The following is a 14,151-nucleotide window of genomic DNA, read 5'->3' as shown; positions in this document are numbered from 1 at the left end:
TTTAATTGTTTTTTGTAAGTTTACTTTTTTAAATATAAAACTAACCGAATGAAAAATGCACCAATACTATTTGTAATAGTGGTTTTATTTACAGCTTGTGGTCAAAAATCTAATAAATCCATTGAATTTTCTGAGCCCCAAGTTGAGGTTGTTCAAATTAACACACATCAAGGAACCACTCTTTTAGGGAAAGAATTGATTAACCGACAACTTGACCAAAAAAGAGATTCTGCTAGAATCTCGAATTATTTATTAGCAAAAAAGAGGTATGATAAAAATCCTAATGATGCTGAAGCTATAATTTGGGTAGGAAGAAGAATGGCATATCTTGGAGATTTTAAAGAAGCAATAAAAATTTTTACTGAAGGAATTGAAAAATTCCCAGAAGATGCTCGAATGTATAGACATAGAGGGCACCGTTTAATAAGTACCCGAAAATATGATGAGGCAATAGCAGATTTTAATATAGCTGTAAAACTAATTGAAGGTACTGAAGATGTTGTTGAACCAGATGGAGCTCCAAATGTAAGAAATATACCAGTTTCGAGCTTGCATACTAATATTTGGTATCATTTAGGCTTAGCTTATTATTTACAGAATAACATGGATAAAGCTTATTGGGCTTATAATGAAAGTTTGAAAGGATCAACAAACCCTGATATGAAAGTTGCTTCTGCTAATTGGGTTTATATGATATTAAGGAGAATGGGTAAAGAAGAAGAAGCTAAAAAAGTAGTAGAATCAATTACTGCTGAAATGGATGTTTTTGAGAATATGGCTTACCACCAATTATGCCTTTTTTATAAAGGAGAGATAACAGAGAAAGAGTTACTTGGCGAAAATGATCAAGAAGTTGAATATATGAATGATGCTATTGTTTATGGTTTAGGTAATTGGTATCTTTATAATGGAAATAATGAAAAGGCAAAAGAACTATTTACTAAGCTAGTAGATAAAGGTGTTTCAGCAGGATTTGCAGTTCTTTCCGCCGAAGCAGATTTGGTTAGAATGATGAAAGAGGAAGAATAGTTGACGTTTAAGATAGCGTAAAACATATAAATAAAAACTCCCAACTATTGTTGGGAGTTTTTTTGTTAGTACCTTAAGCTATAAGAACTTATTATATCTTTTAGCTTTAGTTTTAAATCTTCGCCAGTATCATAAACCATTTGCTCGTTAGATGGAAATGGTACTTGTCTATTTCTTGCAATATCTAAATCTTCAGGTGTTAATGCTCTTTTATCACCTCTATATCTAGCAAATACATTTTCGAAAATAAACTCACTATCTATTGGAAACGCATCAAGTGTTTGGTTAGATATTAAATCGGTATAAACTACTTCAGCAATTACTTGAGATGATTTTGTTTGTACAAATTCATTATACTTTGCTTTAACAGTAATAATCTTATCTATTTTTATATCATTCCCCAACGTGTCTTTGGCGACATTACCATCACTATCTAATTTGTATTTCCAACCATCTACCACATCTTTTTCTCTAACTATTTGGCGTTCTTTAATTCTTTCTGGAGAAATATTAATACGCTTTAATTGTAGCTGCATAGCAAAATCGTACTTAATATTTGCATTAGCATTTGCATGATAAGTTGTCCAGAATTGGTTTAAACCATAGGTGTCAAAATTAAGTAAATCGTCTTCCAATCGTTGAGGTATTATTTGCTGTGTTTGATTTTCTATACTAACAATGACATAATTTATTCCTCTTTGGTGAGCTTCATCCATTAACTCTCTAGAGTCTTCATAATTTGGATAAATACGTTCTATGTGTCTATAAACATCATAGGCTTCTCTCATGTTAGCTTTATTGTCTGTATCTAATAAAGCCAATCCTTTTTCATATAAATAATCGGCAGCATCGTTACGTGATTTTACAATATCGTAGCTATAATCACTAAACTTAAAGGCTATAGTTTTTCCATTAACTACTAACGGTAGCACTGGCTTAATAGCTTCTTGGCGCGCATCTAAATCCAAATACAATTCATATATTTCTGTAAAGAGTTCAGGGTTGTTACCTTTCTTTAAGTGTTTAATGGTGTTTAAGTCACGCTCAACCACTTTGTAATAAGCATCTCTAAGCATCAATGCATAATCTTGCTTACGCTTCTTATTTTTATTTGTTTCTAATTTTTTTAAAGCATTAGCAATTGCTTGGTCGTAATTTCCAGAATTCACTGCTTTTTCGACTTGCTTTCTCCCACTACATGATATGAGTACAGAAAGTAATACTGTTAAGAGTAGTAATTTTTTCATAAGCTCAATATTTTAGTTCTTTTTATCTATTTTTCAATTATGATGCCAAACAAAAAAAGAACCCTCATAAATTAGTTAATGAGGGTTTTAAGTATTTGACATTTAGTTAGTTGTTATTTTTTCTTTTTAGGATTAAAAACTGGGAGTAATTGTGATCGTACTTCACCAAAGCCAATTCTTGTATCATTCTTTTCACAGTATCCTCTTAAAATCACGGTGTCATTATCATTTATAAACTTACGCTCTGTATCATCCTTCATCTTGATAGGTTTTTCGCCTCTCCAAGTTAGTTCTAGCATAGAACCATAAGAATCTTCTGTTGGTCCAGAAATAGTTCCACTACCCATCATATCGCCCGAATTTACTGGACAACCATTTACAGTATGGTGCGCTAGTTGCTGCGCCATATTCCAATACATATATTTAAAGTTAGAACGAGACACAACGGTTTCTTTTGCACCTTTTGGCTTAATGGCAGCTTCTAAATTAATGTCGAAACTCTTTTTTCCTTTAAATTGTAAATATTCTAATGGTTTTGGATTTTGTTTTGGAGTATCAACTCTAAATGGTTCTAAGGCATCTAAAGTTACAATCCAAGGAGAAATGGATGATGCAAAATTCTTTCCTAAGAAAGGACCTAATGGCACATATTCCCATTTTTGAATGTCTCTTGCGCTCCAATCATTAAATAATACTAGTCCAAAAATATATTCTTCGGCTTCATCAATAGGAATTGGTTCGCCTAAATCGTTAGCATCAGTAGTAATAAAAGCCATTTCTAATTCGAAGTCCACTAACTTAGAAGGTCCAAAAACTGGAGTTTCTGTTTCGGCAGGTAAGGTTTGTCCTTGTGGTCTATGAACTGGTATTCCTGATGGAATTATTGATGAGCTTCTACCATGATATCCAATTGGCATGTGCAACCAATTAGGCATAAGCGCATTTTCTTTTCCTCTAAACATAGTACCAACATTGGTGGCGTGCTCTTTACTTGCATAAAAATCGGTATAGTCCCCAACTTGAACTGGTAATTGCATTTCAATTTCGTCTAAGCGAAACAAAACAATTTCTTTATGTGGTTTGTTGTTTTTTAAGGTAGCGTTGTTGCTGTCAAATATTTCAGCTATTCTATTTCTTACCAAACGCCATGTTTTACGACCGTCTGCAATAAAATCGTTTAAAGTGTCTTGAAGAAAAATATCATCTGTTAATGGGATACCATCAAAGTAACCCAATTGATGTAAGGCGCCTAAATCAATTGCTGTATCTCCAATTCTAGTACCTATAGTAATAATGTCATCACGGGTTAAAAATACTCCAAAAGGAATGTTCTGTATTGGGAAATCAGAATTTTTATCAACGTGTAACCACGAAGTTCTGTCTGGATTGTTTGCAGATAAAGGCATATGAAATGTATTATTTATTTTAATTTTTTTAAAGTAAAAATGTATGTCAAACCTACACATTTTTTTTAAAGTAATAATAAACTTAGACTATAAAAAAATGTTTGCAAGTTATATAATTAACAATAAGATAAATATATGTTTTTTGAAGGATTTAACTAATCTAATTTATTATTTTTGAGCAAGAATTAATATAATTACAAGAATTAATATAAGTTATGCAACGAGATAAACCAATCTTTGAATTAATAGAAGCAGAAAGAGAACGCCAATTACATGGCATTGAATTAATCGCTTCGGAGAATTTTGTGAGCGACCAGGTAATGGAAGCTGCAGGATCTGTATTAACAAATAAATATGCTGAAGGTTATCCAGGTAAGCGCTATTATGGCGGATGTGAGGTTGTGGATGAAGTTGAACAAATTGCTATAGATAGAGCAAAGGCATTGTTTGGAGCAGAATATGTGAATGTACAACCACATTCAGGAAGTCAAGCTAACACAGCTGTATTTTTTGCTTGTTTAAATCCTGGTGATAAAATTCTAGGTTTCGATTTATCACATGGAGGACATTTAACTCATGGATCTCCAGTGAATTTTTCAGGAAAACTATATAACCCTGTGTTTTATGGAGTAGAAGAATCTACTGGTCGTATTGATTATGATAAAATGGAGGCGATTGCAAAAGAAGAGCAACCTAAGCTTATTATAGCTGGAGCATCTGCTTATTCTCGTGATATGGACTTTGAGCGTTTTAGAGAGATAGCTGATAGTGTTGGAGCAATATTAATAGCAGACATTTCTCATCCTGCAGGATTGATTGCTAAAGGTATTTTAAATGACCCATTACCGCATTGTCATATTGTAACAACAACTACTCATAAAACGCTGCGTGGCCCAAGAGGAGGAATGATTATGATGGGTAAAGATTTTGAAAACCCATTTGGACAAAATTTAAAATCTGGAAAGCCAAAAATGATGTCTTCACTATTAAATTCTGCTGTTTTTCCTGGGAATCAAGGCGGACCATTAGAGCATATTATTGCTGCTAAAGCTATTGCTTTTGGTGAAGCTTTGACTGACGATTTTATGCATTACACTTTGCAAGTAAAAAAGAATGCTGACGCCATGGCTAAAGCTTTAGTTGATAAAGGGTATCATATTATTTCTAATGGAACTGATAATCATATGATGTTAATTGATTTAAGAAATAAAAATATAACGGGAAAGGAGGCTGAACAAGCACTTGTAAAAGCTGATATTACAGTTAATAAGAACATGGTGCCATTTGATGATAAATCACCATTTGTAACTTCTGGAATTAGAATTGGTACACCAGCTATTACAACTAGAGGTATGAAAGAAGAAGATATGGCTCCAATTGTGGATTTAATAGACGAAGTAATTATGAATTTCGAAAATGAAGACGCGTTAGAAGCAGTAAAAAAGAAAGTATACGATATGATGGCATATAGACCATTGTTTGTTCAAAATGAGTATCAAGCATAATACAAAATAAAAAAGCCTGCAAAATGCAGGCTTTTTTATTTTATTTCTCCAAAGGACCTTCCCAAATTACTTGCTCAATCATCCATTTGTCATCACGTTTAGATAGTAAGACATAATCAACTCCCCACCAAGCTGTAACTTTAGCTGCTGCAATTGAATTACTAACATCTAGAACTTCAACGACTTTTGGTGCATCAGGTTTTGCAAACTGCTTTTTCTCTTTTACATTTTTTGCATATGCTAAAGCTTTCTCAAAAGACATATAATCTTGTTGGTCGTAATTTCCATCTTTGTTTTTCCAGAATCCAAATTTATTTAAGCTAGGTTGTAAGCTTTCTTTAAGTTTTGCTGCATCACCTTCATAAAATCCTTCTAGATAATTCATACAGGCTTTTTCTACACCAGCTTTATCGTTTGTTTGTGCTTGGGATAAGCTAAATGCTAACACGCATAGCAACATAGTAATTGAACGTTTCATGAGTTTGTATTTATTGTTTTTTTTGATTTTCAATGTCTTAAAGTAATGAAAAGCATGATGTGTTATAGTTAAAAAGACGTTAATCTAATTAGTAAATAGATACTTGCTTAACTATATTTGATGTTAAAAATAAATATTTATTGTTTATCGATAAATATTTATCTATATTTGTATTGTATAATTTAATCAAACTATAATGAAAACGACAACAAATAAGCTTCTAAATGTAATGCATGTTATTTCTTGGCTTGTATTTATAGGCTTGTGTATTAATGTTGGAGCATTACTTATTTCTTTTGCTACCAGTCTTTTTATAAATCCGGAAGGTGCTAATAATATATACTTAGGCTTAAACTTATTTGACCTTAAAGAGTTTAGCAATTTACATTTTGTAATGATAATATTGCTATTAATACTTATAGAGGGTTTAAAAGCTCTAATGCTTTATAAAGTTGTTAGTATTTTTTCAAATATTGACCTTGTGAGTCCTTTTAGTCAAAAAGCTTCTAAGCTAATTGCTCAGATAAGTTATTTAGCATTCTCAATAGGCTTATCGCTCGCTATAGCTATATATTATGAATCTTGGCTTAAGATTGAAAAAAACATCGACCTTCCCACTTTACAAGAATACATTGATGGTGGTAAAGAATTCTTGTTTTTTGCTGGTATCATTTATGTGATTTCTTTAGTTTTTAGAAGAGGCGTGGAGTATCAAGACGAACTAGAAGAAACTGTATAAATTATTATAATTATGTCAAAAACAAATAACGTCATATTTATAGGTCTAAAAATCATTGCGTGGGTCATTTTTGTTGGCTTATGCATTGAAGCTGGAGGATTGATTGTTAATTTCTTTTTCAGTTTGTACAATCCGGAATTTATTCCAAACCTATACAACAAATTAGATTTAAGTAAATTGTATGAACGTAGTAAATGGTTGTTTTTTGGAATGTATAGCTTTTTATTGCTCATTACAATTCTGAAAGCATTTCTTTTCTATCTAGTTGTCAAACTAGTAACCAAAATGAATTTGTCAAAACCATTCAATGGGCTTGTTTCTAGGCATATTTCATTAATTAGTTATTATACTTTTTCAATTGGACTTATTAGTTACATAGCACTAAAAACTTTGAAAAGTTTGCATTATTATGAATATAAACTTAGTATGCATTATCAGTTTGCAACTGATGGTAGAGCATTTATTTTAATGGCAGCTGTTATTTATGTTATTGCTGTTATTTTTTCAAAAGGTGTAGAGTATCAAAAAGAACTAGAAGACACTGTATAAGCCATGAAAATTATTGTAAACCTAGATGTAATGATGGCTAAACGGAAAATGTCATTGAACGAATTATCGGAGACAGTAAATATTTCGTTAGCAAACCTATCTAAACTTAAAACAGGTAAGGTTAAAGCAATTCGTTTTAGTACACTTATGGCTGTTTGTGATGCTTTAGAATGTCAACCTGGAGATATTCTAGAGTTTTCAAAAGATGATGAATAAATTTAATCTTCTTCTTCAAACTCAACACTTTCGTAGGCTCCTAAATCTGGTGTAGCACTTCTAGTAGTGTTTAAAATATCTGATGATAGATTACCAAAGACGATTCCAAAATTATCTACTGGTGAGCCATTTGGAATATTTAGCATGTTGTTATTTGGATCTAAAAATCCTGGATCTTGATTAAAAATAACATTCTCGTATAATAAACTGTTATTAAAGTCGTAAACATCACCCGTAAAGTTATTGTTTGAGTTATCGAATTTTATCAAACTATTGATGAATTTAAAGTTGAAATCATCTGATGAGTCTTTGTCTAAAATTAATTCAGGGTTATCACTTCCATACACAATACAATTTGTAAAATTAGCAGCATCTAGAGGATTAGTAAATACTGTATTATCTTCATCTATAATAAAATTGTTCAGTAAAACTGAAGGGAACTGTCTAAAGCTATTATTCCAGTAATTAGCAAAGGTCGAATGCACAAAATTATATGATCCTCCATAAGTTCCAGCAAATGATGATTGCCCACTATTATTCACCACTATATTTTCTCCATCTATGGAGGTGCCTCTTCCTAAAATTCCAAAATTGCTTGAGTTATAAATCTGAGAATTTGTAAATGTAAATTTTGTTGGGTCATCTTGATTGCCGTCACTCAAAACTCCAATAGTACCATTTTTTATAGTAGCATGGTTTATTACATTATCTACACTATTGTTAAATAACCAAATGGTTTGCCATTGACCTGGTACATTAGCGAAACTTGGTTCTAATCTATCACCTTCAAAAATCACTTCACCTTCCATAAGTTCTTGATCTGTGCTTGGTACACCATTTACTTTTAGTGAGGCGCCACCAGTAATTAATAAACCAGAGTTAGCATGAAAATGCACTCTTGCACCAGATTCAACATTGAGTGTTTTACCATCAGCTACAGCTGCATAGCCATAAATAACGTATGGCTTTTCGTTGGTAAAAGTCAATTCACTATCATCTAGAAATCGACCTTCAATTGTGGTTTCATCTTCCATTCCATCACCATCTACATCAAAAGTGAGCGTTTCAGTTATATATTCGCCTTCAGAATTTAAAAAACGTTGCGGATAAATAAAATTGGCATCTTTTACAAGGGTTACTAATTCTACTTTTTGTAGATTTTCTCCAGAATCAAATTCAATAGCATCTGTGTATAAAAATTGTGTTTGTGAAGCCGCTAAGTCTTGGATATCTATAGTTGTTTCAATAAAAATATACATACTGTCTTTGGCGAGCATTTCAATATTTTCAAATACTTTACCAATGGTTTGGTTAGAACCACCTTCGAGACCAGTAGTACCATCAATAGTCATTCTGTAGAAAGAATTATAACCTTCACCAAGTTTGATTGATGGAATTATAATATCATCATTGCTATTATTATAAACTTTTAAGTTGTAGGTACTTGAACCAATATTGGTAAAAACAGTATCTAGATACACGGTGTCTTTTGAGAATTCTAGTGAGCCAGTACTTGCAGAAAATTCAAAATCTTTACGACAAGAACTCCAAAAAAGGAGAATGGTTAGGCTAAGTATAAAATAAGATAGACGCTTCATGTTGTAAAAGTAAACTTTCAAACTATTTAATTCCAATTTTTGAGTTTAAAAAATAGCAGTTAATTAAAAATATAACTTTTGTTGCTGAGTATTATTATTCCTGTAAAGATTTTAATTTTTTATAAACTCTAAAAATTCAATGCTACATTTCATAAATGCATCTAGCAATAAAAACTTGTTACTGTCTTTTAATAGGTCATTGTTTATTTGCTTAACATCACAATATTCAAAAAAAAGATATTTATACTCTTTTGGTACTTTAAGTTCTTCAGTTAGAAGTTTGTCGTTAAAAAAGCTATCAGTATTAAAAAGAGAATCTATTGATTTGTAAGATAAAGGTGTAAACTGTGGTTTTCTATTTTTTTTACGTTTAAATAACTTTCCTATTAATTTACCTATGGCAGCGAAATCAATATTACCACTTGGTGGAGGGGCATACAAATATGGTCGACGTTTCATGTCTTCTTTTATTTGATTCTTAAATGTTACAGTATATTCTTTTTCGTTAAATTCTTTAGGTTCCGGTTCCTTTTTAATTAAAACCTCATCAAGATTATTGATAGTTTTTTTGACTTCAATAACAATAATATCTTTAAAGTGATGTGATTCAACCAACAATGTTTTGGTTTGATGAAATAATGAACTAAATATTAATGTGTCATTTATTTTTGCACTTATGGTGAAGTAACCTTTATCATCGGAATAGGTTTTTACTTTTTGAGCTGTATTTGTAACAGTGAGCCCTTTTACAGTAGATAAATTATCATATACAATCCCTTTAATATTTTGGGAATATGTGAATACTGTGCATAAGAATAAAAACGAAAATAACTTGAATCTTAGCAAAGGTTAAATTTAAGCTGGTTATATTCAAATTAATGGCATTTTTATAGAGTAGTAATACTAATTAAGATACTTTAACAGGCATTTTAATTAAGAATTAACAAAAAAGATTTAATTTTTTGAACTATAACTCTTTCTTAGAAAATTTGTTAATCCATAAAGAAATTTTCCTGTTGCTGTTCTTTCTATTTTTCTATTATCTCTATTTCAAAAAGTTTGTCCCAATGTTTACCAGTTACAAATATTGTTTTAGTGTCTGGGTTGTATGCGATACCATTTAAAACATCTAAAGTTGGATGTTGTTTCACCTTTTTCTTTAATGAAGAAAAATCAATTAATCCTTCCACAGCACCGTTTTTTGGGTTTATAATAGCAACACCATCATTTTGATAGCTATTAGAATATATTTTACCATTAATCCATTCTAGTTCATTTAAATTCTCAACTTTACCTTTGTTTCTGTATACTTGAATATAATCTTTTTCAACTAGTGTTTCAGGGTCTAAAAGCCAAATATTTTCGGTACCATCACTCTTGTAAAGTACAGTCCCATCATTACAAATTCCCCAACCTTCTTTACTTTTTCCGTATTTAAAGTTGCTCTTTTTTTCAAAAGTATTTACGTCGTACACAAACCCAATACCACTTTGCCAAGTGAGTTGATATAGCTTATCATTTAAAATGGTAAGTCCTTCTCCAAAATATTCTTTAGCTAAATCAATATTTTTAATAACTTCACCAGTTTTGTAGTTTACTTTTTTAAGTTTAGATTTTCCTAGTTGACCTGTACTTTCATAAAGTTCACCATTATAAAACTCAAGCCCTTGCGTATAAGAAGTGATATCGTGTGGATACTCATTAATTATATTAAAACTATATATTTTAGGCGCAAAACTATTAAGGATAATAATGTTAGTAGAAACAGTTTCGTTTTGTTGATTATAGTATACGGTTGCTTCAATAACTTGCTTTCCTAGTTTACTATTACTTAAATCTAGAGTATTATTAATTCTTTGATTATTCATTTTATAAACTACAGAGTCAATAATATGATTTTTTGAGTTTTTAATAGATAAGGTTAAAGTTTCACTATTAGAAATAGCATTTTTAGTAGTGTTAGTTTCGATTGAGAAATTCTTTGATTTTTTTTCAGAATTACTACCGCAAGCAATCATTAATACTGGTAATACTATGATAGTAAGAATTTTAAGGCAACGCATAGCTTTTATTGAATTTTTCAGCAATTTATTTATTTAAATTCAGTAAAAAAAATCATTGTACAACTATTAAAAGATTGTATCTTTGCACTCGGCAAGTCCTACACAACCAGCTCCTGTTGAATCCTCCAGGGCGGGAACGCAGCAAAGGTAAATGGTCGTAGCGGTGTGATGTAGGTAGCTTGCCTTTTTTTGTGCCATAAAGTTTCTTACTTTTGGTTGAATTAATCTTAAAAATTTCATGTCTAAAGTTGTTTTAATTACTGGAGGTTCCTCTGGAATAGGAAAATCTGTTGGAGAGTTTCTTAAAGAGAAGGGCTATATTGTTTATGGTACTAGTAGAAATCCGCAAAATTATCCTGATAGCCAATTTCCAATTGTTGCCTTAGATGTTATTGATAATAAAAGTATTTTAAATTGTATTGAAAAAGTAATAAGTAATGAAGGAAAAATAGATGTACTTATTAATAATGCTGGAGCAGGAATAACAGGGCCTATTGAAGAAATTCCTGAAGCAGAAATCAAACGAAATTTTGATACTAACTTTTTTGGCCCAATAAATGTTATTAAAGCTGTATTACCATATATGCGTGGGCAGAATTCTGGATTAATAATTAATGTTACTTCTATAGCAGGTTATATGGGATTACCATACAGAGGTGTTTATAGTGCAAGTAAAGGTGCTTTGGAGCTTATTACTGAAGCCTTTAGAATGGAAATCAGGGATTTTAATATAAACATGACCAATGTCGCTCCAGGAGATTTTGCGACTAATATTGCTGCTGGACGTTATCATGCGCCTGTTAACAATAGTTCACCATATAAAGAATCTTATGGAAATACTTTAAAACTAATGGATGAGCATGTAGATAGTGGTCAAGATCCTTTATTGATGGCTAAAGCTATATTTAAAGTGATTAATTCTAAAAATCCTAAGGTACATTATAAAGTAGGGGAGTTTATGCAAAAATTCTCTATTGTATTAAAACGTATTCTTCCTGATAAGGTTTATGAAAAATTGTTGATGAATCATTATAAGTTATAGCATTTAAAAGTTGTTAATATGTTTTAATTAAAATTTAATTGAAAGCACACCTAATATTGTAAATTCGCCACAAATTTAAACACAACTAAAAACTAAGTTAATTAAATGAAATTTTTTATTGATACAGCTAATTTAAGTCAGATAAAAGAAGCTCAAGATCTTGGAGTACTTGATGGTGTAACTACCAATCCATCATTAATGGCTAAAGAAGGCATTACAGGACATGACAATATTTTAAAGCACTATGTTGACATTTGCAATATTGTTGATGGTGATGTTAGCGCTGAGGTTATCTCTACAGACTTTGAAGGAATGGTAAGAGAAGGTGAAGCTTTAGCGGAATTACACGATCAAATAGTTATTAAGTTACCTATGATTAAAGATGGGATAAAGGCTTGTAAATATTTTTCGGAAAGAGGTGTAAAAACGAATGTAACTTTAGTGTTTTCTCCAGGACAAGCATTATTAGCAGCAAAAGCTGGAGCAACCTATGTATCACCATTTATTGGTAGGCTAGACGATATTTCTACTGATGGTTTAAACCTTATTGGAGAAATTAGACACATATACGATAACTATGCTTTTGAAACACAAATTTTGGCTGCTTCAGTACGTCATACTATGCACGTTATTGATTGTGCTAAACTTGGTGCAGATGTTATGACTGGACCTTTAAGTTCAATTGAAGGCTTATTAAAGCATCCTTTGACAGATATTGGCTTAGCTAAGTTTTTAGAAGATTACAAAAAGGGCAACTAAACCCTTAAATTATATATACAGAAATAAAAAAGACTACTTTTAAAGTAGTCTTTTTTATTTTATTTCATCTAGCAAATCCTTGAAGTCGCTTTTGAATAAATTTGCGTTAGAAGTGATAATGTTGTCATTTCTATCGACAACAATTACTTTAATAATATATTGAATTGCCAATTGCTTTTTAGCAATTTCTGGATTTCTAAATCGATACTCATTACTAACATCAATATTATTTTGTTTTAATAATTGTTTCCAATTAGACTCATTATTAGAATTGATGTTTATAGATATAAAGTCAATGCTAGGGTATAATATTTTTAACTCATTCGCTTTTGCATGACTGTTTTTAAAATGATACTTATTGGCACTAGTCCAAAAATAAAGAACAGTGGATCTTTTGGTAACGTTGCTAAGTGTAGCTGTTTCATTTTTAAAGTTGAGCAATTCAATATCTGGAAGGTTATTTCCAGGACGCAATCTATTTAGCGTTTTATGTAGATTTGTTATATAGGCTTCGTTTTGTTTACTTACGTTCTTTTCTATAAAGGAATTGAACATAGCATCAGAATCTTCAAAAGACGTAGAATAATTTAAGAAGTTTATGGTTGGGATTTTTAAAAGAATATTTTTCATCATTTCATTATCAACCATATCATCAATCAATTCAAGCTTGTTTAAGTGATATTTAATATTAGTTCTTACTAGTTTTTCTTCATTATTATCTTCAAAATACTTTTCCATTGCTAAATTGTTAAAATGCGGAAAAAGAAAATTATAATAAGGGTAAAACTTTTTTAAATCTTCACGATTATAGTCAATTTCTTTCCTAAAATCAAAATAGTCATTTGGTAGTGAATCTAAAGGTAATGGCTCATTAGAACCAAAGTATCTATAGGCATAAATTTCTTTATCTCTGTAGTGACTATAATCAATACCTATTTTGGCAACGTTGGTAAAATAATCTGAAGGTGAGTATTTTTGTTTAAAAGCATCTAAAGACTGATATTTTTCATTTTTTATAGAATCAAGTTTCTTTAAAAATTTTTCTGGATTTAATTTAGACGCTTCATAAATAAAATGTTCTTCATCTTCAAGTTTTAAGAACATATTAATTAAGTAGTTGTTTTTCTTCGAGCCTTGACCAGAAAACACTAATGACTCATCAAAATCAAATGTATTTAACCTAATCATAATACTATCGTTTGGCTCAATAATTGCAACTTGATTTTCATTACCATGATAAAAAGAATGTAAACCAGGGTCTAGTGTTTCAATTTGATAAGAAAAACGATTATTCTTATCTAAGAATAATGTATCAATAAGTAATCCATCTCTAAAAAGTGTCACATAGTCATTACTCGGATTAATTATTTCACCACCAATATAAGCTTGACCACAAGTATTTTCGTTAGTGTTACAGCCAAATAATGTGGTGATAACTAGTATAAGAACAATTAGTTGTTTCATAGTAATCCTGCAATCTCAATCGAGAGATTTTACCTATTTCATTACAAAAGTATGTT

14 protein-coding genes and 1 other RNA gene are annotated in these 14,151 nt (G+C 30.7%); 8 read left to right on the top strand and 7 right to left on the bottom strand.

All coding sequences use genetic code 11. The features are described 5' to 3' along the window. Window positions 1–48: 48 nt before the first annotated feature. Window positions 49–1,029 carry a tetratricopeptide repeat protein gene (locus ABGB03_RS08980; protein ID WP_347922062.1) on the top strand — a complete coding sequence of 327 codons (981 nt, stop codon included), beginning with the start codon at window positions 49–51 and terminating at the stop codon, window positions 1,027–1,029. A gap of 65 nt (window positions 1,030–1,094) precedes the next feature. On the opposite strand, the gene ABGB03_RS08975 is transcribed toward ABGB03_RS08980, so the two are convergent. Together ABGB03_RS08975 and fahA are read right to left on the bottom strand one after the other, a co-directional pair. Beyond that, on the bottom strand, window positions 1,095–2,276 hold the full coding sequence (locus ABGB03_RS08975; RefSeq protein ID WP_347922060.1) for a hypothetical protein: 1,182 nt from the start codon (window positions 2,274–2,276) through the stop codon (window positions 1,095–1,097). A 113-nt stretch (window positions 2,277–2,389) separates the two neighbouring features. After that, window positions 2,390–3,682, bottom strand: a complete 1,293-nt coding sequence (gene fahA / locus ABGB03_RS08970) for a fumarylacetoacetase (protein ID WP_347922059.1) — start codon at window positions 3,680–3,682, stop codon at window positions 2,390–2,392. A gap of 215 nt (window positions 3,683–3,897) precedes the next feature. Here fahA and glyA point away from each other — a divergent pair, with 215 nt between their 5' ends. After that, window positions 3,898–5,187 (top strand): serine hydroxymethyltransferase, encoded by a 1,290-nt coding sequence (gene glyA, locus ABGB03_RS08965; protein WP_347922058.1) that lies wholly within the window; start codon window positions 3,898–3,900, stop codon window positions 5,185–5,187. A gap of 40 nt (window positions 5,188–5,227) precedes the next feature. On the opposite strand, the gene ABGB03_RS08960 is transcribed toward glyA, so the two are convergent. After that, window positions 5,228–5,665 carry a nuclear transport factor 2 family protein gene (locus ABGB03_RS08960; RefSeq protein ID WP_347922056.1) on the bottom strand — a complete coding sequence of 146 codons (438 nt, stop codon included), beginning with the start codon at window positions 5,663–5,665 and terminating at the stop codon, window positions 5,228–5,230. A gap of 196 nt (window positions 5,666–5,861) precedes the next feature. On the opposite strand from ABGB03_RS08960, the gene ABGB03_RS08955 reads away from it, so the two are divergent. Genes ABGB03_RS08955 through ABGB03_RS08945 form a run of 3 tightly spaced genes read left to right on the top strand, consistent with a single transcriptional unit; the run spans window position 5,862 to window position 7,169 of the window. Next, entirely contained in the window at window positions 5,862–6,404 is a 543-nt protein-coding gene (locus ABGB03_RS08955) for a DUF2975 domain-containing protein (protein WP_347922054.1), read from the top strand. A gap of 12 nt (window positions 6,405–6,416) precedes the next feature. Continuing rightward, window positions 6,417–6,953: a DUF2975 domain-containing protein gene (locus ABGB03_RS08950; RefSeq protein ID WP_347922052.1), complete on the top strand. Its 537-nt coding sequence runs from the start codon at window positions 6,417–6,419 to the stop codon at window positions 6,951–6,953. A 3-nt stretch (window positions 6,954–6,956) separates the two neighbouring features. Continuing rightward, window positions 6,957–7,169 (top strand): helix-turn-helix transcriptional regulator, encoded by a 213-nt coding sequence (locus ABGB03_RS08945; protein WP_347922049.1) that lies wholly within the window; start codon window positions 6,957–6,959, stop codon window positions 7,167–7,169. 2 nt (window positions 7,170–7,171) lie between these two features. Here ABGB03_RS08945 and ABGB03_RS08940 read toward each other — a convergent pair whose 3' ends face one another. The 3 genes from ABGB03_RS08940 to ABGB03_RS08930 all read right to left on the bottom strand — a co-directional run bounded on the left by ABGB03_RS08940 (window position 7,172) and on the right by ABGB03_RS08930 (window position 10,830). Next, window positions 7,172–8,767: a hypothetical protein gene (locus tag ABGB03_RS08940; protein WP_347922046.1), complete on the bottom strand. Its 1,596-nt coding sequence runs from the start codon at window positions 8,765–8,767 to the stop codon at window positions 7,172–7,174. Window positions 8,768–8,878: 111 nt separating this feature from the next. Further along, a complete protein-coding gene (locus ABGB03_RS08935) occupies window positions 8,879–9,613 on the bottom strand; it encodes a hypothetical protein (RefSeq protein WP_347922043.1) in 735 nt (244 codons plus the stop codon). Window positions 9,614–9,795: 182 nt separating this feature from the next. Further along, window positions 9,796–10,830, bottom strand: coding sequence for a glutaminyl-peptide cyclotransferase (locus ABGB03_RS08930; RefSeq protein WP_347922041.1), 1,035 nt, complete (start codon window positions 10,828–10,830; stop codon window positions 9,796–9,798). 89 nt (window positions 10,831–10,919) lie between these two features. On the opposite strand from ABGB03_RS08930, the gene ffs reads away from it, so the two are divergent. The 3 genes from ffs (at window position 10,920) to fsa (ending at window position 12,631) form a co-directional block, all read left to right on the top strand. Continuing rightward, window positions 10,920–11,018, top strand: an RNA gene (gene ffs / locus ABGB03_RS08925) — signal recognition particle sRNA small type. Between the two features lie 50 nt (window positions 11,019–11,068). Beyond that, complete coding sequence (locus tag ABGB03_RS08920) at window positions 11,069–11,872, top strand: SDR family oxidoreductase (protein WP_347922038.1); 804 nt, start codon at window positions 11,069–11,071, stop codon at window positions 11,870–11,872. Window positions 11,873–11,977: 105 nt separating this feature from the next. After that, on the top strand, window positions 11,978–12,631 hold the full coding sequence (fsa, locus tag ABGB03_RS08915) for a fructose-6-phosphate aldolase (RefSeq protein WP_347922036.1): 654 nt from the start codon (window positions 11,978–11,980) through the stop codon (window positions 12,629–12,631). A 54-nt stretch (window positions 12,632–12,685) separates the two neighbouring features. Here fsa and ABGB03_RS08910 read toward each other — a convergent pair whose 3' ends face one another. Next, a complete protein-coding gene (locus ABGB03_RS08910) occupies window positions 12,686–14,095 on the bottom strand; it encodes a hypothetical protein (RefSeq protein WP_347922033.1) in 1,410 nt (469 codons plus the stop codon). Between the last annotated feature and the right edge of the window lie 56 nt (window positions 14,096–14,151).

The organism is Pontimicrobium sp. SW4, assembly GCF_039954625.1.
Lineage (GTDB): Bacteria > Bacteroidota > Bacteroidia > Flavobacteriales > Flavobacteriaceae > Pontimicrobium.
This window is presented reverse-complemented; position numbering and strand designations above follow the sequence as displayed.